The sequence below is a fragment of the Janthinobacterium aquaticum genome (assembly GCF_009208565.1).
GTDB lineage: Bacteria > Pseudomonadota > Gammaproteobacteria > Burkholderiales > Burkholderiaceae_D > Janthinobacterium.
In genome coordinates, this window is the sequence record NZ_WFLK01000004.1 from 413,930 (window position 1) to 434,867 (window position 20,938).

The window sequence follows — 20,938 nt, forward strand, 5'->3', positions numbered from 1 at the left end:
AGGCGGCTGGCGGCCAACATTACTTCAAGGAGCCGGCGGCTGGGTCGTCGGGAAACATGGCAAGAAAGCAATTTGATCTGATCGTCTTCGATTGGGACGGTACCCTGATGGACAGTACCTCGACCATCGTGAAATGCATCCAGGCCGCGGCCAGGGATCTGGGCTTGCCGGTTCCGACCGATTTGCTGGCCTCGCATGTGATCGGGCTGGGCCTGCTCGAAGCGATGCAGCTGGCCATGCCCGGTCTCGAGCCGAAGTTCCACGCACGCATGGCCGAGCGCTACCGCTATCACGCGCTGTCGCGTGATCATGAGATGACGCTGTTTCCGGGTGTACAGGAAATGCTGCAGGAGCTGTCCGGCGAAGGCTATTTCCTGGCCGTTGCCACCGGCAAGAGCCGCGTGGGCCTGAACCGTTCGCTCAACGCCGTCAAATTGCTGTCGCTGTTCGATGCCACGCGTTGCGCCGATGAAACTTTTTCCAAGCCGCATCCGGCCATGCTGCAGGAGCTGACGCGTGAACTGGGGCAGGACATGCGCCGCACCGTGATGATCGGCGACACCACGCATGATCTGCAGATGGCAAGCAACGCGGGGGCGGCCGGTATTGCCGTCGAATATGGCGCCCATCCGGTCCACGAGCTCAAAACCTGTCCGGCCCTGTATTCGGCGCCGAGCGTGGCGCAGCTGCATCAATGGCTGAGCGAGCACGCATGATGGACGCGCCCGAAGAGTTGTTGATTGGCCCGGCCGATGCGGTCGCCAGCGGCGGCAAGGGTGTGCGCTTTGCCGTGCTCGCTGGCGGCCAGGCCGCGACCGGTTTCGTGGTGCGTCACGAAGGCAAGGCGTATGCCTACCTGAACCGCTGCGCCCATGTGCCGATCGAACTCGATTGGGCCGAAGGCGAATTTTTCGAATCGAGCGGCTTGTATCTGATGTGTTCGACGCATGGCGCCGTGTATGTGCCGGAAAGTGGCCTGTGTGCAGGCGGCCCCTGCAAGGGCGGGCGACTGCGTCCGATCCTGGTCAGCGAGCGCGACGGCCAGTTGTACTGGCAGCCCGACGATTATGTTACGCCGGTAAAAAAATAGTAGATTCTTGCAAGGCAAATTATGAGCGATAACACGAATGACAAGCCCGTCGGCGGCGCGCCGGCCGGCCATTGGGAACGGGACGTGCTGGAAAAGCTGGTGTTTGCCACCTTGCAGGAGCAGCGCGCGCACCGGCGCTGGAGCATTTTCTTCAAGCTGTTCAGCCTGTTGATCGTGCTGTTCGCCTTGTGGGTCTTTTATGACTATAACAATACCGACGACAGCGAGACGCTGGGCCGCCATACGGCGCTGATCGATATCAACGGCAGCATCGAGGCCGAAGGCAGCGGCTCGGCCGCCGTGGTGATCCCGGCGCTGGACAAGGCGTTTTCCGACAGCGGTTCGGTGGCCGTGGTGCTGCATATCAATAGTCCGGGTGGCAGCCCGGTGCAGGCCGGCATGATCGTTGATGAAATGCGCCGCCTGCGCAAAGGCTATCCTGACAAGCCGCTGTATGTGGTGGTCGACGAGATGTGCGCCTCGGGTGGCTACTATATAGCGGCAGCGGCCGACCGCATCTATGTCAACAAGGCCAGCGTGGTCGGCTCGATCGGCGTGCTGATGGACGGCTTTGGTTTCACGGGTACCATGGAAAAGGTCGGCGTCGAACGCCGCCTGCTCACCTCCGGTGTCAACAAGGGCTTTATGGACCCGTTCAGCCCCATGGGCGACAAGCAGAAGGCCTATGCCCAGGGCATGCTGGACGAAATTCATGACCAGTTTATCGAGGTGGTGCGCAGCGGCCGCGGCAAGCGCCTGAAAGAAACTGCCGACACTTTCTCCGGCCTGTACTGGACCGGCGCGCGCGCCGTGGAAATGGGCCTGGCCGATGATTTTGGCACGGTCGACAGCGTGGCGCGCGACATCGTCAAGGCCGAAGACATCGTCGACTATACCCAGCATGAAGGCTTGCCGGAGCGGGTGCTGAAAAAATTTGGCGCGGCCATGGGCGCGGGCGCCATCAAGGCTGCTGCGCAGCAAACCCAGCCGTTATTACGCTGAATAATTTTCACTTGAAAATACTGTCAGGTGAGCTATATTGGTATCGTAGTTCACTTCAAGGGAGGATGAGATAAATCAGACGACAATCTTCACAAGTGGTCGGTACGAACTTGAATGCAGGTCTTGAACTACTTGCCGCATCGACGATGCGGTTCTGAGTGAATTTATATTCCTCACTATAGTCCCGATGGGACTTGGGAACGGCGGCGCAATGCCGCCGTTTCCTTTTGGCTGCCGACTTGATCACTTTGTTTGTTCCTGCTCATGCCGACAGCTTGTCAGCGCCGTGCCTGGTTCGCTGGCGCCAGTGCGGGCAAAGCCGCCGTCGGCCAGCCAGGCATGAAAGTGCTGTTGCGTCTGTGCGTACCAGCGCGACTGGCTGGCCGGCATGGTGCTGGCGACGGCACTGGCGCCAGCAAGCGGAGCGCGCCAGCGCGCCAGGGTCAGTTGGGCCAGGTGCATGGCGTTGTGTTCGGCGGCAATGCGTGTCCGCATCTCGGCGACACAGCTTTCCAGTGAACGGGTAGGGTTTGTCATGGCAATCTTTCTTGGCTAACTAGCGGCTCAGGTCGATATTCCTAATGCTCAGTAGGCAAATTCCTAATGAGGTTTTCAGTCTAGCCAAGCAAATTTCCTGCTATTTGACATATCTCAAAAGAAATGGCCTGCCAGGCCAAAAACAGTCCTTGAACTCGTCAGTAACTGTGCAGCAGCGCGACTTCCCGCTGCCTGCCGCATCTGGTAAAGTCACGCCCATGAGCAAATTATCCCTAGACCGCATCCTGCAATCGCAGGGTTTTGGCACCCGCAAGTACTGTCGTTCCCTGATTGAAGACGGCGACGTCGTGATCGACGGCGTCACCCAGACCAATTACCGCACCACCGTTGAAACCGACGGCCTGGTGCTCAATGTATTTGATGAAGAGTGGGTCTACCATGAGCATGTGTATATCGCGCTCAACAAGCCGGCCAATTTCGAATGCTCACGCAAGCCCAGCCATCACCCCGGCGTGCTGACGCTGTTGCCCGAGCAGTTCAGCTGGCGCGAAGTGCAGCCGGTCGGCCGGCTTGACCACGATACCACCGGTATGCTGTTGATGTCCGACGATGGCCCCTTTATCCATGCACAATCGTCGCCGAAGCGCCATGTTCCGAAAATCTACCAGGCCACCACGCAAGACCCGGTGACCGATGAGCTGGTGGCGCAACTGCTGGCCGGCGTGAAACTGCATGACGAACCGGCGCCGCTCGCTGCGCTGACCTGCATCAAGCGCGGCGAGCACCAGCTGGAAATCGTGCTCGAGCAGGGCAAATACCACCAAGTCAAGCGCATGCTGGCCGCCGCCGGCAACCACTGCAGCGCACTGCACCGCTCCGCCATCGGCAGTCTGACGCTGGCGTCGCTGGACATAGCCGAAGGCGAATGGTGCTACCTGACGCGTGAGCAACTGGCGTTGCTGGCCTGACCCCATCATTTGAAACCATGAAGTTAGCTACATTAAATGACGGCACGCGCGATGGCCAGCTTGCTGTCGTCTCGCGCGACCTGAAGACGGCGCACCTGGCCGACGGCATTGCGCCCACGCTGCAAAAGGCGCTCGATGACTGGACCTTTATCGCGCCCCAGCTCGACCTGCTGTATCAGACCATTAACAGTGGGCGCGGCCATCGCGCCTTTGACTTCGATCCCGCCAACTGCCTGGCGCCGTTGCCGCGCAGCAGTGCGCGCGTGGCTGGCGTGTCTTACCTGCAACAGATTGAGCGCGCCTGCAAGGCCGCCGGACGCGAGGTGCCGGCCGACCTGCGCGAGACGCCGCGCCTGTACCAGGGCGCCAGCGACAATTTCCTGGGCGCCTGCGCCGATATCGAACTGGCCCATGTGGAGTGGGGCATCGATTACGAGGCCGGCCTGGCCGTGATTACCGACGATGTGGCAATGGCCGCCACGCCCGACCAGGCGCAGATGGGCATCAAGCTACTGATGCTGTTCAACGACATTACGCTGCGCAACGTGGCCGCCGAAGAGGCCGGTACCGGTTTCGGTTTCCTGCAGGCCAAGCCGGCCGTGGCCTGTTCGCCGGTGGCCATTACACCTGATGAACTGGGTGACGCCTGGCGTGGCGGCAGGGTGCACCTGCCACTGCGCTCGAGCGTGAACGGCAAGCTGGCGGGGCAGCCCAACGCCGGCGCCGACATGACCTTCAATTATCCGCAACTGCTGGCCCATCTGTGCCGCACGCGTCCGGTCAGGGCCGGCGCCGTGATCAGTGCTGGCGGCGTCGCCAACAAGGAAGTCAAAAAGGGTTTTTCCAGTATCGTTGACCGACGTACGCAGGAGATCATTGCCGATGGTGCTGCCAGTACGCCCTATCTGCAGTTTGGCGATAGCCTGCGCATCGAGATGCTGGGCGACGACGGCAAGTCGGTGTTCGGCGCCATCGAGCAGAACGTCAGGCAGTTCGACGGTCGGCGTGCGCGCCCGGCCTGACGTTTCATCCGTGAAATGCAGGGGGTTTTGCCTGCTGTTCGCCTGATGGGCGCCCCTGCGGTGCGCCGATAATACAGCTTGCCCAGTCCCATTGCGCCTAGCCAGGCGCAGGACTTCACCGGAGTTGATTGATGTCGGACGACAGCGACGCAGAAAAGACCGAATCCGCGTCACCGAAGCGCCTCGAGCAGGCGCGTGAGGAAGGCGACGTTCCGCGATCGCGTGAAGTAGCGACCTTTACGGTGCTGATGGCGGCCGGCTGCTGCCTGTGGTTTGCCGGCGAATCGATCGTGCGGCGCCTGTCGGCGGTGCTGGTGTCGGGCCTGAGCCTGGACCGCGAGCAGATCATGAATCCCAATGTGATGCTGCTGCGCGTGGGCCACGATGTCGGCTCGGTGCTGCTGACCTGCCTGCCGTATGCGATTGCCATCATGATCGTGGCGCTCGCTTCGCCGTTGCTGGTAGGTGGCTGGCTGTTCAGCTCCAAGGCGTTTGTTCCCAAGTTCGGCAAGCTCAACCCGATACGCGGCCTGGGCAATATGGTGTCGAAAAACGCCCTGGTCGAGCTGATCAAGGCGATCGGCAAGACCATCGTGGTCGGTTTCGTGGCTTATCTGGTGATGCAGTACCACAAGGACGCCGTGATCGGCCTGTCGGTCGAAGCGCTGCGCAGCGGCTCGGCCCATATGATCAGCATGCTGATCAGTGCCTTTTTGTTTATCGTCGGCGCACTGGGCCTGATTGCCGCCATCGACGGTCCGTACCAGATGTGGCATTACGCCAACAAGATGAAGATGACGTTGCAGGAAGTCAAGCAGGAAGCCAAGGAGTCCGACGGCAATCCGCAGATCAAGCAGAAGATCCGCCAGATGCAGCATGAGATGTCGCGCCGGCGCATGATGGCCGATGTGCCGACGGCCGATGTGGTGGTGACCAACCCGACCCACTATGCGGTGGCGCTCAAGTATGGTGAAAACTCGCGCGGTGCGCCGCAGGTGGTGGCCAAGGGCGCCGACGAGGTGGCCGCCAAGATCCGCGAACTGGCCGGCGAGCACAAGGTGGCGATCCTGGAAGCACCGGCGCTGGCGCGCGCGCTGTTCAAGCATACCGAGATCGGCGACGAGATTCCCGAAGCGCTGTATGGCGCCGTGGCCGAAGTGCTGGCCTATGTATTCCAGCTGCGCAGCTATGGCAAGGGCCACGGCCAGCGGCCGGACAAGCCGAACAAACTCGATGTGCCGCCTGAACTGGACCCGCACAACCCCGCCTCACAAAACACTGCCGAGCAGAACAAGAACGATAAAGGAAGTAACCCATGAACGGCCTGACCATGCCCAGCTGGCTCAGCGGACTCAAAGGCAGCGCCAGCAAGGGACTCGCCGCGCCGATCCTGATCGTCATGCTGCTGGCGATGATGATCCTGCCGCTGCCGGCCTTTGTGCTCGATATTTTCTTCAGCTTCAATATCGCGCTGTCGATTATCGTGCTGTTGACGGCCTTGTATACCGTCAAGCCGCTCGACTTCATGGCCTTTCCGGCCATTTTGCTGGTGTCGACCATGTTGCGCCTGTCGCTCAACGTGGCCTCCACCCGCGTGGTGCTGACCGAAGGCCATACCGGCGCCGATGCGGCCGGTAAAGTGATCGAAGCGTTTGGCCACTTCCTGATTGGCGGCAACTACACGGTCGGTATCGTGGTGTTCATTATTTTGACCATCATCAACTTCACCGTGGTCACCAAAGGCGCCGGCCGTATCGCCGAAGTGGGCGCCCGCTTTGCACTTGACGCGATGCCGGGCAAGCAGATGGCGATCGACGCCGACCTGAACGCCGGCCTGATCGCCGAAGACGAAGCGCGCCGCCGCCGCCTTGAGGTAGCACAGGAAGCCGAATTCTACGGCGCCATGGACGGCGCCAGCAAATACGTGCGCGGCGATGCGATTGCCGGCATCATGGTGACCATTATCAATATCGTCGGCGGCCTGCTGGTCGGCCTGATCCAGCATGACATGCCCTTTGCCGACGCCGTCAAGAACTACACGCTGCTGGCCATCGGTGACGGCCTGGTAGCGCAGATTCCATCGCTGATCATCTCGACCGCTGCCGGTATCGTGGTCTCGCGCGTGGCCAGCGACCAGGACATCGGCACCCAACTGGTCGGCCAGCTGTTTGCCAAGCCGCAAGTGCTGTATATCACTGCCGGCATTATCGGCGGCATGGGCCTGATTCCCGGCATGCCCAATCTGGTGTTCATTTTGCTGGCCGGTTTGCTGGGGGGCGCCGGATACCTGGCCGCCAAGGCCGCGCAAAAGAAACAGGCTGCCGCCGAAGCGCCGCCTGAAGCGCCGCAGGCCACCGTGGCGCCGGAGCAGGAGGAGGCCAGCTGGCAGGACATCATGCCGGTCGACACCCTCGGCCTGGAAGTGGGCTACCGCCTGATTCCGCTGGTCGACAAGTCGCAGGGCGGCGAGCTGCTCAAGCGCATCAAGGGCATCCGCAAGAAGTTTGCCCAGGAAGTGGGTTTCCTGGCGCCGCCCGTGCATATCCGCGACAACCTCGAACTGAAACCCTCGGCCTACCGCATCACGCTCAAGGGCGTGGAAGTGGGCACCGGCGAAGCGTTCAACGGCCAGTTCCTGGCGATCAACCCCGGCATGGCCAGTGGCAGCCTGCCCGGCGTGGCCACCAGCGACCCGGCCTTTGGCCTGCCCGCCACCTGGATCGACGCCAGCCTGCGCGACCAGGCCCAGTCGATGGGTTACACGGTGGTTGACGCCGGTACGGTAGTGGCCACTCACTTGAACCATCTGATTACCTCGCACGCGTCCGAACTGCTGGGCCGCGCCGAAGTGCAGTCGCTGCTCGACCATCTGGGCAAGGAAGCGCCGCGCCTGGTGGAAGACCTGGTGCCGAAGATGCTGTCGCTGTCGACGCTGCAAAAAGTGCTGCAGAACCTGCTGATGGAAGGCGTGCATATCCGCGACATGCGCACCATTATTGAAACCCTGGCCGAACATACCGTGCATACCCAGGACGCCAACGACCTGACGGCGCTGGTGCGCGTCTCGCTGGGCCGCGCCATCGTGCAGCAATTGTTCCCTGGCGCTGCCGAACTGTCGGTAATGACGCTCGACAACCGCCTGGAACGCCTGCTGATGCAGGCCATGAGCGCCGGCGGCGACGGCGCCGGCATTGAGCCGGGCCTGGCCGACACGATTGCGCACCAGGCCAGCCTGGCCGCGCAGCAGCAGGAAGCGCTGGGCCTGACGCCGGTGCTGCTGGTGCCGGCCCCGCTGCGCGCACTGCTGGCGCGCTTCCTGCGCCGCGCCTTGCCGCAGCTCAAAGTGTTGTCGCACGCCGAGGTGCCGGAAACCAAGACCATTCGCGTGACCAGTTTGGTGGGCGCTCAGTAAGGGTGGTATCGATGAAGACCGTAGGTCGGATTAGGCCCCGTTGGGGCCTAATCCGACCTACCTCCTCGAAATAAGCCCACTTTCCCCGCCTTTTCTTTCGATCATTTCCTCAGTGCATCGTCGATAATCAAGACTGTCAGAGTGATTTGCGTCTCATCTTGAAGACCGCACTCATGCAACAGGAGTCGAAGATGGTCACACAGTCCAGTTCACAGCGTGCAGTCCCGATGACGGGAGGGCGTCCATGAATGTGAAAAAATTTATCGGCGCAACGTCGCGCGATGCCTTGCGCAAGGTGCGCGAAGCGCTGGGGCCGGACGCCGTGATCCTGTCGAACCGCCAGGCCGACGGCGTGGTGGAAATCCTGGCGCTGGCCAATGACGATGCCGCTTCGCTGGCGTCGCCGCCGGCAGCGTCGGACATGGCCCAGCCGCGCCCGCAGCTGCAGACCCAGTTTGCCGTGCCGCAGCGTCCGAGCGCCGCGCCGGCAGCACGTCCTGCGCCGGCCGCTGAAGCGGTCGATATGGCGCGCATGCAGCAGATGATGGCCAGCGCGCTGGCGCACGTCAAAGAAAACGCCGCTGCCGAAATGAACGGCATGATGAATGAAATTCGCGCCATGCGCGGCATGATGGAAACCCAGTTGGCCGAAATTTCGTGGGGCTCGACCCAGCAGCGCGAGCCGCAAAAGAACGTGGTGCTGCGCGAAATGCTGGCGGCCGGTTTTTCGGCCAGCCTGGCGCGCTACCTGATCGACAAGCTGCCGGCCGGCCTGGACGGTGCGCAAAGCCTGCGCTGGATTAAAACCGTCCTGAGTCGTAACCTGAACTCGGTCGCCAACGAAGACGCGATGCTCGAGCAGGGCGGCGTGTTTGCGCTGGTCGGCCCGACCGGTGTGGGCAAGACCACCAGCACCGCCAAACTGGCCGCGCGCTGCGTGATGCGCCACGGCCCGGAAAAACTGGCGCTGATCACCACCGACGCCTATCGTATCGGCGCCCATGAGCAGCTGCGCATCTACGGCAAGATCCTCGGCGTGATGGTGCATTCGGTCAAGGACGAGGCCGACCTGCGCATTGCCCTGAAAGAACTCAAAAACAAGCATACGGTGCTGATCGATACGGTCGGCGTGAGCCAGCGCGACCAGATGGTGACCGAGCAGGTGGCGATGCTGTCGGGCGCCGGCGCCGACGTCAAGCGCCTGCTGTGCCTCAACTCGACGGCCACCCAGGAAACGCTGAACGAAGTGGTGCGCGCCTACCAGGGTAGCGGCCTGGCCGGCTGCATCATGACCAAGCTCGATGAAGCAGCTTCGATCGGCAATGTGATCGACGTCATCATCCGCCAGAAACTGAACCTGTTTTACGTCTCGAATGGCCAGCGCGTACCGGAAGACCTGCACCTGGCCGACCGCGCCTACCTGATCGATCGCGCCTTCAAGCTCAAGCGCGACAGCGCCGCCACCCAGTATTCCGACGCCGAACTGCCGCTGCTGATGGCGCAGGCGGCGGCCCGTAACAACGAAGCGCGTGGGGGGCATCTTGGCTAATTTCGATTTCGACCAGGCCGAAGGCCTGCGCCGCATGCTTGCCGGCCCGAAACCGCGGGTGATGACGTTCCTGTCGGCCACGCCGCAGGACGACAAGGGCGCCATGCTGATCAATCTGGGCGCCTCGCTGGCGCACGTGGGCAATGAAGTGCTGCTGGTCGACGCCAGCTCCAGCGGCGACGGCGTCGCCTCGCGCCTGGGCCTGGCGCACGGCGCCACCCTGCGCGACGTGGCGCGCCAGCAGTGCGGCCTGAACCAGGTGATCCACCAGGTGCCGCAAGGCTTCGGCGTGGCCAGCCTGGGCCTGCCGAACTATCTGATGGATAGTCCCGATTACGCCAGCGACGACGATGCGCGCCGCCTGGCCAAGACCTTCGACGTGCTGGCGCGCCAGAGCGGCATCGTGCTGGTCGACGGCGAAGTCGATGAAGGCGGCCAGGGCGGCGTGTGCTTCCCGGTGCCCCTGATGGCCTCGTCCGATATCGTGGTGCAGGTGTCGACCAGCGCCACCTCGATCAAGGCTGCCTACAGCCTGATCAAGCGCCTGAACCAGGAACTGGGCCGCCGTCCGTTCGGTATTCTGGTCACCGGCGCTTCCGAAAATGAAGCGAAAGTGGTATACGATAATATGGCACAAGCGGCAAGTCGTTATCTTGCCGTCAAGCTGACGTCGATGGGCTCGGTGCCTGCCGACGAGTATTTGCATCGGGCAGCGCGGCTGGGCCGCAGCGTGGTCGATGCGTTTCCGCTGGCCGGTGCGTCGGTGGCGTTTCGCGGTCTGGCCGAGCGGCTGGCCCGTTCGGCGGCGCCGGTGCTGGGTTCCACCTTGTACCAGACGGGGAGCCCGCACCATTTCAGCGCCTGACGAATAAGCAGCAGTACTTGATAAAGATAATAACAAGCAGCCTATGTACACGGTAAAAGGGAAATCGAACAAGGACCATTTGCTGACGGAGCATATTCCGTTGGTAAAGCGTCTGGCGCACCATATGAAGGCGAAACTGCCTCCGTCGGTCGAGGTCGATGATTTGATCCAGGCCGGCATGATCGGCCTGCTCGACGCGATTACCCGTTATGAAGAAACCCATGGTGCGCAGTTCGAGACTTATGCCGTGCTGCGCATCCGCGGCGCCATGCTCGACGAATTGCGCACCAGCGACTGGTTGCCGCGCAGCATGCGCCAGAACATGCGCAAGATCGAGGAGGCGATGAGCATTTTGCAGCAGCGCCTGGGCCAGCCGCCGACCGAATCGGAAGTGGCCAAGCTGCTCAAGATGTCGCTGCACGACTACCAGGAAATGCTGGGCGAAGGCGGCGGCCACCAGCTGGTCTACTACGAAGACTTCCATGATCCGGACGGCAACGACAGTTTCCTCGACCGCCATTGCGTGGACGAGGAAAGCGATCCGCTGCGCTCCCTGCTCGACACCGATTTCCGCCAGTGCGTGATCGACGCCATCGATGCCTTGCCGCCACGCGAGAAAATACTGATGAGCTTGTATTACGAGGAAGAGCTGAACCTGAAAGAGATCGGCGCGGTCATGGGCGTATCGGAGTCGCGCGTCTCGCAGCTCCATACGCAAGCCGTCGCGCGCCTGCGCGCAACTTTACGGGAGCAGGCGTGGACTGGTCCAGCGTAATCGGGCTGGCGCTGGCGCTGGCCGGCCTCTTGGTCGGCCAGGCGCTCGAGGGCGGCAAGATGGCCTCGCTGCTGCAGCCGGCCGCATTTGCCATCGTGGTGATCGGCACCTTCGGTGCGGTGCTGCTGCAGACGCGCCTGCGCACCTTTGTGCGCGGGCTGGAGATGCTGCGCTGGGTGTTTTTTCCACCGGCCGACACGCGCGTCGAGCTGGGCCGCGATATCGCGCAGTGGAGCCTGACGGCGCGCCGCGACGGTCCGCTGGCGCTGGAAAAGCTGATGGAAAATACCAGCGACCGCTTCAATGCCAAGGGCCTGCGCATGATCGTCGACGGCATTGCGCCCGACAAGCTGCGCCAGTTGCTCGATGTGGAAATCACCGCCTATGAACTGGCCGAGCGCCAGGCCGTCAAGGTGTGGGAGTCGGCGGCCGGTTATTCGCCCACCATTGGTATTCTGGGCGCCGTGCTGGGTCTGATCCACGTGATGGAAAACCTGGCCGACCCCAGCAAGCTTGGCGGCGGCATTGCGGTGGCGTTTGTCTCGACCATCTATGGCGTGGGGCTGGCCAATCTGCTGTTCCTGCCAGTGGCCAACAAACTCAAGGCCATCGTCTCGCGCCGCGTGGTGCAGTATGAAATTGCCGCTGCCGTGTTCTACGATATCGCCACCGGCGACCATACGCGCATTATCGAAGAGCGCGTGGCCAGCCTGCTGCACGAGCATTGAGCATGATGCGGCGCGCGCGCAGGAAGTATGACGAAGAGCCGGACAACCAGGACCGCTGGCTGATCTCGTATGCCGACTTTATCACGCTGCTGTTTGCCTTCTTCGTGGTGATGTATGCGCTGGCGCAGGTCAATACCGGCCAGTACCGCGTGTTTTCCGACGCCATCGGCCAGGCGTTCAGCCTCGACAAGGGTGCGCCGCCGATCATCATGCATGCGCCGCAATCGATCCAGCTGCCCAATCCGGCCCTGAAACGGCGCGCCGAAGCGATCCGCCGCGAGCGCGAACACATGACGCGCCTGGCGCAGGACCTGACCTCGACCCTGGCCCCTTTGGTGAAAGAGGGCAAGGTGCGCGTGACGCAGACCAGCCGCGGCGTGAGCGTGGAAATCAACGCCAGCGTGCTGTTCGATCCCGGCGCGGCCGGCCTCACGCCCGAATCGGACCAGGCGCTGCGCGCGGTGGCCGTGCTGCTCAAGGACGACAGCCACGACGTGCAGGTCGAGGGCCACACCGATATCTTACCGATCAGCAACTCCAGCTTTGCCTCCAACTGGGAACTCTCATCGGCGCGCGCCAGCGCCGTGGTGCGCCTGTTTATCGCCAGCGGCGTGCAGGCTGCACGCCTGACGGCCGTCGGCCACGCCGACAATATCCCGGTCGCACCAAACGACACTGCAGACGGGCGCGCGCGCAACCGGCGCGTGGCTGTCACCATTCTGTCGGGCATACCGGAAACGGTGACGGAAGTGCCGACCCCCGGCTCCTCGTAGGTCGGATTAGCGGGGCAACGCCCCGCGTAATCCGACAACATTGTTGGCGTCAGTGGTGTTGTCGGATTACGCGCGTAGCGCTAATCCGACCTACGTGAAATACGTGAAAATACCTTAAATTTATCCAACAGCATGAAACACAACTCCTCCAGCAGCCTGGTGTATTCCACCGAAACCGGCCGCATGTGCCCCGATTGCCGCAAGGCGCTGGCGCAATGCGCGTGCAAGGCCAACGCGAACGCCGCGCCGATCGGTGACGGCCGGGTGCGCGTGGCGCGCCAGACCAAGGGACGCGGCGGCAAATGCGTCACCGTTGTCAAAGGCCTGCCACTGGACGCCATGGCGCTGGCGCTGTTGGGCAAGCAGCTGCGCAGCGCCTGCGGCTCGGGCGGCACCGTCAAGGATGGCGTGATCGAAGTGCAGGGCGACCATGTGGCCACGCTGATGGCGGCGCTGGTCAAGCTGGGGCACCAGCCGAAACAGGCCGGTGGCTGAGGGTGCGGCCCGGCGGCTGCCGGGGCTCGATCTGCTGCGTGCGCTGGCCATCGCCTGGGTCATGCTGTACCACCTGGAAAGCCTGGGTCCGCGCCTGCCGGGGCCGCTGGTAGCCTATGGCTGGATGGGCGTCGACCTGTTTTTCGTGCTGAGCGGCTATCTGATCGGCTGGCAGGTGCTGCGTCCGTTGACGTCCGGCGCGCGGCCAGCCTGGTGGCCGTGGTGGCAGGACTTTATGCTGCGCCGCGCTTTGCGCATCCTGCCGGCCTATCTGGCCGTGCTGGCGCTGTATCTGTTGCTGCCGGCCTGGAGCGAGGCCGAAAGCATGCGCCCTGTCTGGCAGTTTTTAAGCTTTACCGTCAATTTGTTGCCCGCTGATCTGGACCAGCGCGCCTTTTCGCATGCCTGGTCGCTATGCGTGGAAGAGCATTTCTACCTGCTGCTGCCGCTTGTGGTGTGGCTGCTGGCACGCCGGCCCGGCATCGGCAAGAGCCTGCTGCTGGCTATCGGCGTGCTGCTGGGCGGCATGCTGCTGCGCGCCTGGTTGTGGCAGCACGAGCTGGCGCCGGTGCAGGGCACGGCCGACTACTTCGAGCGCTTCGTGGGATTGATTTATTTTCCAACGCCAACCCGGCTTGACGGCCTGCTGGCCGGCACCTTGCTTGCTGCCCTGCGCGCCTTTCGCCCCGGCGCCTGGAGCGTACTGCAGTCGCACGGCTGGCTGTTGCTGTGTGCCGGCCTGCTTGGCGTGGCTGGTGTGATGTGGCTGATGCAGGGCGTGCCAGGCTTTGCCGGCATCGTGTTCGGCTATCCCTTGCTGGCCTGGAGTTTTGCCTGCCTGCTGGTCGCTTGCAGCAGCAGGCAGACCTGGCCGGTGCGTGTACCAGGCGTGCAGCTGCTGGCCACGCTGGCGTTTTGCCTGTATCTGACGCACAAGCAGGTATTTCATGTGGTCTCAGCCTGGCTGGGCGACAGCCTGGACGGCCTGCCGCTGGCCGCGTTTGGCGTCTACCTGGGCGCCGCGCTGCTGGCCGCATATGGCTTGCATGTACTGGTTGAAAGACCGGGACTGCGCTGGCGCGAACACCTGCAGCGCCGCCAGCAGCTCGCCGGCCAGGCTGGTACAACGATCGCTGGAAGCTAGCCGATCACCACGCGCCGGTTGGCGGTATTGCTGGTGGTCTGGCCGCTGGGGCCGTAGAAGTTGCCGCTCTGGGCCGGTGGGCGCATGGCCGCCAGTGCACTTTGCGTGTGCAGCATGTGCTTGTTGACCAGCAGGCTGTTGAGGCGGTTCAGCTCTTTTGCCTCGCGCGTGGTTTCCAGCAGGCTGGCCCACAGCGGCGCCGCTTCGGCCTCGTCGGTGGTTGCCAGCCAGGCGTCCATGCCGGACTCGGCTGGTGCAAAGCCGCAGGCGGCAAGCGCCTGGTGGCGTTGCGATGCCAGTTGGCTCAATTGTCCGACCAGTGCAGTTTTTTCTACCGTGAGCTCCGTGATCGCCTCAATATCAGCTACAACCAGATGCAGCTGTTCCTGTTTCATCAGCACCAGCAGGCAACTCATCAGTTCTTGTTCATTGCGCAGGCTGGAAAATGGCGTCACGGATTGCATGGGAAAACCTATCGGGTTCGGGAGTGCAGCAGGTCTTTGACTGTGTCGAGCAGACCGTCTGCCACTTTTTCAGAATTGACCTGGAACTGTCCGTCAGCGATAGCCAGCTTGATGCGTTCGACTTTTTTGGTGTCGAACACGGCTGCGCTGTTGGTCGTTGCACTGGTCGCCAGTGCCTGTCCTTGCGAGGACAGGCGTACACTATCCGACGAAGTCGGTGTGGCTTGCGCCTTCTCGGCGTTGCGCGCACCATTGGTTGCCGTCGGCGTGACGGGCAAACCAAGGTTGGTTTTAATGTTATCGGTAATTTTCACAGCGTGATCCTCGTCTGGTCGAAGTCAGGAAACTCCGGTATATGACTTCTTATCGGCGCATTACGCCGAAACTTTAGTGTGCCAGACTACTAATTCGCTGTCTATCTTGCGCTCTGCCTATCTTCAGAAGGCAACCTCCACCAGTCCGCCTGCACGCGCCACGCCGCTGACCTGGGCGCCGCCCTGGGTGCGTACCTGTACTGTCTGGCCTTCGCCGGCGTTGCCGATGGCGCGCCCTTCCGAGGCGACCTGGAAACCATTGCCACTTGATACTACCCTGACCAGCTGGCCCTGCATCACCACGGGCTTGCGGCGCAAGGTATCGACACGCATCGGCGTGCCTGCTGGCAAGGACATCATGGTGCTGGCGCCGACCACCTGCGCCATGTCGTTGGCCACGCCGGCCGGCAGTGCCGCCAGGTCGCCCTGCATGGTGACAAGCTGGCTGGCGTCGATTTCCTGGCCGGGCGCCAGCGGTACGGCGCTGGCGATATAGTCGCCGATCACGGCCACGTTCGCTTGTACGTAAATAGTCCAGCTGGCCGGCGCCGTGCAGCGCACGCCCACCGTGGTCTTGCCCCAGGCGCGGCTGCCGGGCGACATGAACGCCTGCGGCGCCGGGCAGGCGGCCAGGTTCAGGCGCGGATCGACGGCGCCCACAGTCACCTTGACCTGGCCGGGCAGGCCGTTGCTTTGCAGCTGCAAAAATTGCTGTACGGTCTGACGCAGCGCCTCCGGCGACTGGCGGCCAGCCTGGGCCTGCGCCGGCAACTGGGTTAGTATTGCCAGTGCAGCAAAAAATAAGGGCAGGATGCGCGGTGTTTGCATGATGATGGACCTCCGGAATACTGCCATGATAGTCGCCCACAAACCCATTGAAGCGCTGATTAAGGGGGGAAAGCCAGGTCTGATCGGGCGATGAATCGGCCGCGCTGAACCGTACCATGCTTCCTGTCATCATTAGTAAACAGTCTTGTCGCCATGCTTGCCTGATCGAAGCGCCAGTGGCGGATATTTTGCGGAGCCGGACATGATAGGAAAACTCGACGATTACCTGCGTTTTCATGAAACGTCGCTGAGCCTGCGCTCGACGCGCCAGGAACTGCTTGCGTCCAATATTGCCAATGCCGATACGCCCAATTACAAGGCGCGCGATATCGATTTTGCCAGCGCCCTGAAAGGCGCGCTGGCCAAGGCCGAAGGCGCGCCTGCGGCCCTGATGGCGACGGCGAACAAGCATCTGCCGGGCAAGGGCGTGGGTCCGGACAGCAAGACGGCCGGTCCCGGGCGTCCGGAAACGTTGCCAGACGGCACGCCATTGCTGTACCGCGCGCCGGCGCAGGGCGCAGTCGACGCCAATACGGTCGACATGGACCTGGAACGCAACGCCTTTGCCGACAATTCAATTCGTTATGAAGTTGGCATCACGCTGCTCAATTCGCAGATCAAGGGCATGCTCAACGCGATACAGGGAGGACAATAATCATGTCGCTGTTTAATATTTTTAATGTTTCCGGTTCGGCAATGAGCGCCCAGGCGCAGCGCCTCAACACGGTCGCGAGCAACCTGGCCAACGCCGACAGCGCCACCAGCGCCAGCGGCGAAGCCTACCGCGCCAAGCAGGTGGTGTTTGAAGCGGTGCCGCTGGCCAATGGCGGCACGGCCGTCAAGGTGCAAAAGGTGATCGAGGATCCGTCGCCGATGAAACTGGTGTACGACCCGAAAAATCCGCTGGCCGACGACAAGGGCTATGTCACCATGCCCAACGTCAATACCGTCGATGAGATGGTCAATATGCTGTCGGCCTCGCGCTCCTACCAGACCAATGTGGAAACCATGAATGCAGCCAAGTCGCTGCTGTTGAAAACCTTGACCCTCGGCCAGTAAGCCGGATAGACCCTTATGGCAACCATCGACACCAACGCTCCCGCCATCACGACCGATCTGATGGCAACCATGAATCCGAAGAAAACCACGGCGGCCGACGGCAGCGTGGAAGCGGACACCAACAAGTTCCTGACGCTGCTGGTCACGCAGCTGCAAAACCAGGATCCGATGAATCCGCTCGACAATGCGCAGCTGACCAGCCAGCTGGCCCAGCTGTCGACGGTAACCGGCGTCAACAAGCTTAACGCCACGCTTGAAACGCTGAAAACCAGCTACCAGCAGGCCGAGTCGATGCAGGCCGCCAATATTATCGGCCACGGTGTATTGACGCCAGGCAAGAACCTGACGCTCACCAAGAGCGCCTCGCTGCTGGGGGTGGAACTGGCGACGCCGGCCGACAATGTCAAGGTGGTGATCTACAACAGTTCCGGCAAGGAAGTACACTCGATCGACCTGGGCGCACAGGACGCCGGCGCCGTGCCGATGGGCTGGAATGGCGAGACAGGCGAGCTCGACAAGGATGGCAAGGCGGTCGTGCTGGCCGATGGCAACTATACCTTCGAGGTGGTGGCCACCCGCGGCGGCGAGAAGCTCAAGGATGCGGTCGGCCTGACCTTTGGTTCGGTGGCCAGCGTGTCGACCAGCTCGTCCGGCGTGAAACTCAATGTGCCGGGCGTGGGCAGCATCACCATGGCCGATGTAAAACAGATTTTGTAAGTACGACCTTTTACTTAAGAAATATCCTTTCCAGGAGCATACAATGTCTTTCCAACAAGGCCTGAGCGGCTTGAATGGCGCCGCCAAATCGCTGGACGTGATCGGCAACAATATTGCCAACTCCGGCACCGTCGGCTTCAAGCAGTCGCAGGCGCAGTTTGCCGACATTTATGCCAGCTCGCTGTATGGCGTATCGGGCAACCAGGCCGGCATCGGCGTGGCAGTCTCGCAAGTCACGCAGTCGTTCTCCCAGGGCAATCTGGAAACCTCGTCCAATCCGCTCGATATCGCGATCAACGGCGGCGGTTTCTTCCGCACCCTGGCTGGCGGCACCGTCCAGTATTCGCGCAATGGCCAGTTTCAGGTCGACAAGAACGGTTTTGTCATCAATGCCCAGAATGCGCAGCTGACCGGTTATTCGGCCGATGTCAATGGCAAGATTCTCGCTGGCGCGATTGTGCCGCTGCAGATCGACCCGTCCGACATGCGCCCGCAAGCCACCACCACGGTCGATACCCAAGTCAATCTCAATTCTAATTCGGAAATGCCGACCGATACGCCATTTACGATGACCAATCCGAAGTCGTACAACAAGCAGATCCCGGTGGCGGTCTACGACACGCTCGGGAATGCGCACACCATGTCGATGTTCTATGTCAAGACCGGTACCAATACCTGGGACGTCTATACGGCCAACGACGATATGGAAGTGACCAGCATGAAGGCTGCCGCTTCCCTGCAGACCGATCCGGCGGCGCTCGCTGCGCGCGCCGCCTACCAGGCGGCCGTGACTGCCGTGCCGCAGGTGCCGGCCAATGTGTCGGCCGCCGCCGTGGCCTATGCCAATGCGGCCGGCGCCGCCGTCAGCAGTGCCGCAGCCGCTGCCGGCGCCAGCACGGCCCAGCTCGGTGCGATTGCCGAAACCTATGGTTCGGCGGTCGCCAACGGCGTCAATTCCAGCCGTACGCCCGACCAGATCGACGCTGCCATCGCTTCCGCCACCGTGGTGCCTGCGGTCAAGACAGGTTCGCTGATTTTCAACAGCCTGGGCGGCCTGGACAAGGCTGCCATGCTGGCGCAGACACCGCCGCAAACGCTGCCGGTGACCGTCAGCCTGCCGATCTTCCCGGCTACCGGCGCCAACGATACCCTGTCGATCAAGGTTGATTTCAGCAATTCGACCCAGCTCGGTATTGCGACCAGTGAAAAGAAAACCGTGGCCGATGGCTATGCGGCTGGCCAGCTGAGCCGTTTCGTGGTCGGCTCGGACGGCGTGATACAGGGGCAATACAGCAACGGCCGCACGCGCGACCTGGGCCAGGTAGTGCTGACCAGCTTTACCAATCCGAACGGTTTGCAGCCGCTGGGCAACAATGCCTGGTCGGAATCGCCTGATTCTGGCGGTCCGATTACCAACGTGCCGGGCACCGGCAACGCCGGCAACCTGCGCGCCTCGGCGGTGGAAGTGTCAAACGTCGACCTGACGGCCGAGCTGGTCAACATGATTACCGCCCAGCGCGCCTACCAGGCCAATGCGCAGACCATCAAGACGCAGGATTCGATCCTGCAAACCCTGGTCAACCTGCGTTAATGCTGGGGGCTCCGCCCCCTGGAGAAAAAAATGGACCGTCTTATCTACACCGCCAGCTCCGGCGCCAAGCACATCATGGAGAAGCAGGCGACCACGGCCAACAACCTGGCGAACGCGACCAGCACCGGCTTTCGTGCGCAGCTCGACAGCTTTCGGGCGGTGCCGGTGGTGGCCGACGGCATGATGCCGACGCGCACCTTTGTGGTCGATTCGACGGTCGGTTCCGATTTTACGCAAGGACCGATGCAGCATACGGGGCGCGCGCTCGATGTGGCGGTGGAAAACGCCGGCTGGATCGCGGTACAGTCGGCCGACGGCTCCGAAGCCTACACCCGTAACGGCGCCCTGAAGCTCAATGAAAACGGCATGCTGCAGACCCAGTCCGGGCTGATGGTGCAGGGCGATACCGGGCCGCTGGCCGTGCCGCCGGGCGTGACGGTATCGATTGCCAGCGACGGCACCATCGGCACCATCTCCACCGATGTGCCGCCGGGACCGTCAACGGTGCTGGGCCGCATCAAGCTGGTCAACCCGCCCGAACAGAACCTGGTGCGCGGCGACGACGGCCTGTTTCGCCTGAAAGACGGCAGCGTGCCGACGGCCGACCCGGCCGTCAAGCTCACCACCGGCGCGCTCGAAGGCAGTAATGTCAGCCCGGTTGACTCGATGGTGACCATGATTGCGCTGGCGCGCCAGTTTGAAACGCAAATGAGTCTGCTCAAGAATGCCGAGAATAACGCGGCGAAAGCCACCCAGATCCTCGCTTTGAATTGATAGGAGCGGCCGCATAATGGTCACATAGAAATTGTCGACAGGGCCAGCGGCGCTGTTTATCGGAGAAAATCATGATTCGTTCCCTTTGGATTGCCAAGACCGGCCTGGAAGCACAGCAGACGCAGATGGACGTGATCGCCAATAACCTGGCCAACGTCAGTACCACCGGCTTCAAGAAGTCGCGCGCCGTATTCGAAGACCTGCTGTACCAGAACGTGCGCCAGCCCGGTGCGCAGTCGTCGCAGCAAACCCAGCTGCCTTCGGGCCTGCAGATCGGCACCGGCGTGCGCACCGTCGCTACCGAACGCATCCATACCCAGGGCAATCCGCAGGCATCGGGCAATTCGCGCGATGTGATGATCAACGGCACCGGTTTTTTCCAGGTGCTGCTGCCCGACGGCGCCACCGCCTATACGCGCGACGGCTCGTTCCAGACCGACGCCAACGGCCAGTTGGTCACCTCCGAAGGCTTCGTGATCCAGCCGGCCATTACGGTGCCGACCAATGCGCTGAGCCTTACGGTCGCGCGCGACGGCACCGTCTCGGTGACCCTGCCCAATACGGTGGCGCCGGCGCAGATCGGCGCGCTGCAACTGACCACCTTTGTCAATCCGGCCGGCCTCGAGTCCAAAGGCGAAAACCTGTATATGGAAACGGGCGCCTCGGGCGTGGCGCAAAACAATACGCCAGGCACCAACGGCGCCGGCCTGTTGATGCAGGGCTATATCGAAACCTCGAACGTCAATGTCGCCGAGGAAATGGTCAACATGATCCAGACGCAGCGCGCCTACGAGATCAACAGCAAGGCCATTACCACCTCTGACCAGATGCTGCAAAAACTGTCGCAACTCTGATTTTTCATTTACTCAT

The 20,938-nt window shown here is 62.2% G+C and carries 24 protein-coding genes; 20 read left to right on the forward strand and 4 right to left on the reverse strand.

The annotated features are described in order from the left end of the window. Nucleotides 1–56: 56 nt before the first annotated feature. From GCM43_RS09615 to GCM43_RS09625, 3 genes are read left to right on the forward strand one after another with little or no spacing between them, the layout of a single operon-like run. On the forward strand, nucleotides 57–716 hold the full coding sequence (locus GCM43_RS09615; protein WP_152243554.1) for an HAD-IIIA family hydrolase: 660 nt from the start codon (nucleotides 57–59) through the stop codon (nucleotides 714–716). Beyond that, nucleotides 716–1,090, forward strand: coding sequence for a Rieske (2Fe-2S) protein (locus GCM43_RS09620; RefSeq protein WP_152243681.1), 375 nt, complete (start codon nucleotides 716–718; stop codon nucleotides 1,088–1,090). Before GCM43_RS09615 ends, GCM43_RS09620 begins: the two co-directional genes overlap by 1 nt. Before the next feature lie 21 nt (nucleotides 1,091–1,111). Further along, nucleotides 1,112–2,092: a S49 family peptidase gene (locus GCM43_RS09625; protein WP_152243556.1), complete on the forward strand. Its 981-nt coding sequence runs from the start codon at nucleotides 1,112–1,114 to the stop codon at nucleotides 2,090–2,092. 243 nt (nucleotides 2,093–2,335) lie between these two features. Here GCM43_RS09625 and GCM43_RS09630 read toward each other — a convergent pair whose 3' ends face one another. After that, nucleotides 2,336–2,629: a hypothetical protein gene (locus GCM43_RS09630; RefSeq protein ID WP_152243558.1), complete on the reverse strand. Its 294-nt coding sequence runs from the start codon at nucleotides 2,627–2,629 to the stop codon at nucleotides 2,336–2,338. A gap of 218 nt (nucleotides 2,630–2,847) precedes the next feature. Here GCM43_RS09630 and GCM43_RS09635 point away from each other — a divergent pair, with 218 nt between their 5' ends. The 11 genes from GCM43_RS09635 to GCM43_RS09685 all read left to right on the forward strand — a co-directional run bounded on the left by GCM43_RS09635 (nucleotide 2,848) and on the right by GCM43_RS09685 (nucleotide 14,321). Beyond that, a complete protein-coding gene (locus GCM43_RS09635; protein WP_152243560.1) occupies nucleotides 2,848–3,558 on the forward strand; it encodes a pseudouridine synthase in 711 nt (236 codons plus the stop codon). Between the two features lie 17 nt (nucleotides 3,559–3,575). Further along, nucleotides 3,576–4,580 (forward strand): fumarylacetoacetate hydrolase family protein, encoded by a 1,005-nt coding sequence (locus GCM43_RS09640; protein ID WP_152243562.1) that lies wholly within the window; start codon nucleotides 3,576–3,578, stop codon nucleotides 4,578–4,580. Nucleotides 4,581–4,711: 131 nt separating this feature from the next. Further along, on the forward strand, nucleotides 4,712–5,899 hold the full coding sequence (gene flhB, locus GCM43_RS09645; RefSeq protein ID WP_152243564.1) for a flagellar biosynthesis protein FlhB: 1,188 nt from the start codon (nucleotides 4,712–4,714) through the stop codon (nucleotides 5,897–5,899). Continuing rightward, nucleotides 5,896–7,992, forward strand: coding sequence for a flagellar biosynthesis protein FlhA (gene flhA / locus GCM43_RS09650; RefSeq protein WP_152243566.1), 2,097 nt, complete (start codon nucleotides 5,896–5,898; stop codon nucleotides 7,990–7,992). Before flhB ends, flhA begins: the two co-directional genes overlap by 4 nt. A gap of 244 nt (nucleotides 7,993–8,236) precedes the next feature. Beyond that, complete coding sequence (flhF, locus tag GCM43_RS09655; RefSeq protein WP_152243568.1) at nucleotides 8,237–9,541, forward strand: flagellar biosynthesis protein FlhF; 1,305 nt, start codon at nucleotides 8,237–8,239, stop codon at nucleotides 9,539–9,541. Further along, nucleotides 9,534–10,406: a MinD/ParA family ATP-binding protein gene (locus GCM43_RS09660; RefSeq protein WP_152243570.1), complete on the forward strand. Its 873-nt coding sequence runs from the start codon at nucleotides 9,534–9,536 to the stop codon at nucleotides 10,404–10,406. The genes flhF and GCM43_RS09660 overlap by 8 nt, the downstream gene beginning before the upstream one ends. Nucleotides 10,407–10,449: 43 nt before the next feature. Continuing rightward, the gene (locus GCM43_RS09665; RefSeq protein WP_152243572.1) at nucleotides 10,450–11,181 is read left to right on the forward strand and encodes an RNA polymerase sigma factor FliA; all 732 of its coding nucleotides are present in this window, start codon (nucleotides 10,450–10,452) and stop codon (nucleotides 11,179–11,181) included. Next, complete coding sequence (locus GCM43_RS09670) at nucleotides 11,163–11,909, forward strand: flagellar motor protein (protein WP_152243574.1); 747 nt, start codon at nucleotides 11,163–11,165, stop codon at nucleotides 11,907–11,909. The genes GCM43_RS09665 and GCM43_RS09670 overlap by 19 nt, the downstream gene beginning before the upstream one ends. Nucleotides 11,910–11,914: 5 nt before the next feature. Next, the gene (motD, locus tag GCM43_RS09675; protein ID WP_152243683.1) at nucleotides 11,915–12,682 is read left to right on the forward strand and encodes a flagellar motor protein MotD; all 768 of its coding nucleotides are present in this window, start codon (nucleotides 11,915–11,917) and stop codon (nucleotides 12,680–12,682) included. A 132-nt stretch (nucleotides 12,683–12,814) separates the two neighbouring features. Next, nucleotides 12,815–13,177 carry a translation initiation factor Sui1 gene (locus tag GCM43_RS09680; protein WP_152243576.1) on the forward strand — a complete coding sequence of 121 codons (363 nt, stop codon included), beginning with the start codon at nucleotides 12,815–12,817 and terminating at the stop codon, nucleotides 13,175–13,177. Continuing rightward, the gene (locus tag GCM43_RS09685) at nucleotides 13,170–14,321 is read left to right on the forward strand and encodes an acyltransferase family protein (protein WP_226929417.1); all 1,152 of its coding nucleotides are present in this window, start codon (nucleotides 13,170–13,172) and stop codon (nucleotides 14,319–14,321) included. Before GCM43_RS09680 ends, GCM43_RS09685 begins: the two co-directional genes overlap by 8 nt. On the opposite strand, the gene GCM43_RS09690 is transcribed toward GCM43_RS09685, so the two are convergent. The 3 genes from GCM43_RS09690 to flgA form a co-directional block, all read right to left on the reverse strand. After that, nucleotides 14,318–14,785, reverse strand: a complete 468-nt coding sequence (locus tag GCM43_RS09690) for a flagella synthesis protein FlgN (protein ID WP_152243578.1) — start codon at nucleotides 14,783–14,785, stop codon at nucleotides 14,318–14,320. The genes GCM43_RS09685 and GCM43_RS09690 overlap by 4 nt on opposite strands. A gap of 8 nt (nucleotides 14,786–14,793) precedes the next feature. Then, the gene (flgM, locus tag GCM43_RS09695) at nucleotides 14,794–15,099 is read right to left on the reverse strand and encodes a flagellar biosynthesis anti-sigma factor FlgM (protein WP_152243580.1); all 306 of its coding nucleotides are present in this window, start codon (nucleotides 15,097–15,099) and stop codon (nucleotides 14,794–14,796) included. Between the two features lie 123 nt (nucleotides 15,100–15,222). After that, complete coding sequence (flgA, locus tag GCM43_RS09700) at nucleotides 15,223–15,927, reverse strand: flagellar basal body P-ring formation chaperone FlgA (protein ID WP_152243582.1); 705 nt, start codon at nucleotides 15,925–15,927, stop codon at nucleotides 15,223–15,225. A gap of 202 nt (nucleotides 15,928–16,129) precedes the next feature. Here flgA and flgB point away from each other — a divergent pair, with 202 nt between their 5' ends. The 6 genes from flgB to flgG all read left to right on the forward strand — a co-directional run bounded on the left by flgB (nucleotide 16,130) and on the right by flgG (nucleotide 20,922). Next, nucleotides 16,130–16,582 (forward strand): flagellar basal body rod protein FlgB, encoded by a 453-nt coding sequence (gene flgB, locus GCM43_RS09705; RefSeq protein ID WP_152243584.1) that lies wholly within the window; start codon nucleotides 16,130–16,132, stop codon nucleotides 16,580–16,582. Between the two features lie 2 nt (nucleotides 16,583–16,584). After that, nucleotides 16,585–16,986 (forward strand): flagellar basal body rod protein FlgC, encoded by a 402-nt coding sequence (flgC, locus tag GCM43_RS09710; RefSeq protein WP_152243586.1) that lies wholly within the window; start codon nucleotides 16,585–16,587, stop codon nucleotides 16,984–16,986. A gap of 15 nt (nucleotides 16,987–17,001) precedes the next feature. Next, nucleotides 17,002–17,703: a flagellar hook assembly protein FlgD gene (locus GCM43_RS09715; protein ID WP_152243588.1), complete on the forward strand. Its 702-nt coding sequence runs from the start codon at nucleotides 17,002–17,004 to the stop codon at nucleotides 17,701–17,703. A 43-nt stretch (nucleotides 17,704–17,746) separates the two neighbouring features. Beyond that, a complete protein-coding gene (locus tag GCM43_RS09720) occupies nucleotides 17,747–19,294 on the forward strand; it encodes a flagellar hook protein FlgE (RefSeq protein WP_152243590.1) in 1,548 nt (515 codons plus the stop codon). A 30-nt stretch (nucleotides 19,295–19,324) separates the two neighbouring features. Then, complete coding sequence (locus tag GCM43_RS09725) at nucleotides 19,325–20,068, forward strand: flagellar basal body rod protein FlgF (RefSeq protein ID WP_152243592.1); 744 nt, start codon at nucleotides 19,325–19,327, stop codon at nucleotides 20,066–20,068. A gap of 71 nt (nucleotides 20,069–20,139) precedes the next feature. Then, nucleotides 20,140–20,922, forward strand: coding sequence for a flagellar basal-body rod protein FlgG (gene flgG / locus GCM43_RS09730; RefSeq protein WP_152243594.1), 783 nt, complete (start codon nucleotides 20,140–20,142; stop codon nucleotides 20,920–20,922). The last annotated feature ends 16 nt before the right edge of the window (nucleotides 20,923–20,938 follow it).

Coding starts and splice junctions, on each gene's coding strand:
- GCM43_RS09615 (WP_152243554.1), top strand. CDS start 57: ATGGCAAGAAAGCAATTTGATCTGATCGTCTTCGATTGGGACGGTACC.
- GCM43_RS09620 (WP_152243681.1), top strand. CDS start 716: ATGGACGCGCCCGAAGAGTTGTTGATTGGCCCGGCCGATGCGGTCGCC.
- GCM43_RS09625 (WP_152243556.1), top strand. CDS start 1,112: ATGAGCGATAACACGAATGACAAGCCCGTCGGCGGCGCGCCGGCCGGC.
- GCM43_RS09630 (WP_152243558.1), bottom strand. CDS start 2,629: ATGACAAACCCTACCCGTTCACTGGAAAGCTGTGTCGCCGAGATGCGG.
- GCM43_RS09635 (WP_152243560.1), top strand. CDS start 2,848: ATGAGCAAATTATCCCTAGACCGCATCCTGCAATCGCAGGGTTTTGGC.
- GCM43_RS09640 (WP_152243562.1), top strand. CDS start 3,576: ATGAAGTTAGCTACATTAAATGACGGCACGCGCGATGGCCAGCTTGCT.
- flhB (WP_152243564.1), top strand. CDS start 4,712: ATGTCGGACGACAGCGACGCAGAAAAGACCGAATCCGCGTCACCGAAG.
- flhA (WP_152243566.1), top strand. CDS start 5,896: ATGAACGGCCTGACCATGCCCAGCTGGCTCAGCGGACTCAAAGGCAGC.
- flhF (WP_152243568.1), top strand. CDS start 8,237: ATGAATGTGAAAAAATTTATCGGCGCAACGTCGCGCGATGCCTTGCGC.
- GCM43_RS09665 (WP_152243572.1), top strand. CDS start 10,450: ATGTACACGGTAAAAGGGAAATCGAACAAGGACCATTTGCTGACGGAG.
- motD (WP_152243683.1), top strand. CDS start 11,915: ATGCGGCGCGCGCGCAGGAAGTATGACGAAGAGCCGGACAACCAGGAC.
- GCM43_RS09680 (WP_152243576.1), top strand. CDS start 12,815: ATGAAACACAACTCCTCCAGCAGCCTGGTGTATTCCACCGAAACCGGC.
- GCM43_RS09690 (WP_152243578.1), bottom strand. CDS start 14,785: ATGCAATCCGTGACGCCATTTTCCAGCCTGCGCAATGAACAAGAACTG.
- flgA (WP_152243582.1), bottom strand. CDS start 15,927: ATGCAAACACCGCGCATCCTGCCCTTATTTTTTGCTGCACTGGCAATA.
- flgB (WP_152243584.1), top strand. CDS start 16,130: ATGATAGGAAAACTCGACGATTACCTGCGTTTTCATGAAACGTCGCTG.
- flgC (WP_152243586.1), top strand. CDS start 16,585: ATGTCGCTGTTTAATATTTTTAATGTTTCCGGTTCGGCAATGAGCGCC.
- GCM43_RS09715 (WP_152243588.1), top strand. CDS start 17,002: ATGGCAACCATCGACACCAACGCTCCCGCCATCACGACCGATCTGATG.
- GCM43_RS09720 (WP_152243590.1), top strand. CDS start 17,747: ATGTCTTTCCAACAAGGCCTGAGCGGCTTGAATGGCGCCGCCAAATCG.
- GCM43_RS09725 (WP_152243592.1), top strand. CDS start 19,325: ATGGACCGTCTTATCTACACCGCCAGCTCCGGCGCCAAGCACATCATG.
- flgG (WP_152243594.1), top strand. CDS start 20,140: ATGATTCGTTCCCTTTGGATTGCCAAGACCGGCCTGGAAGCACAGCAG.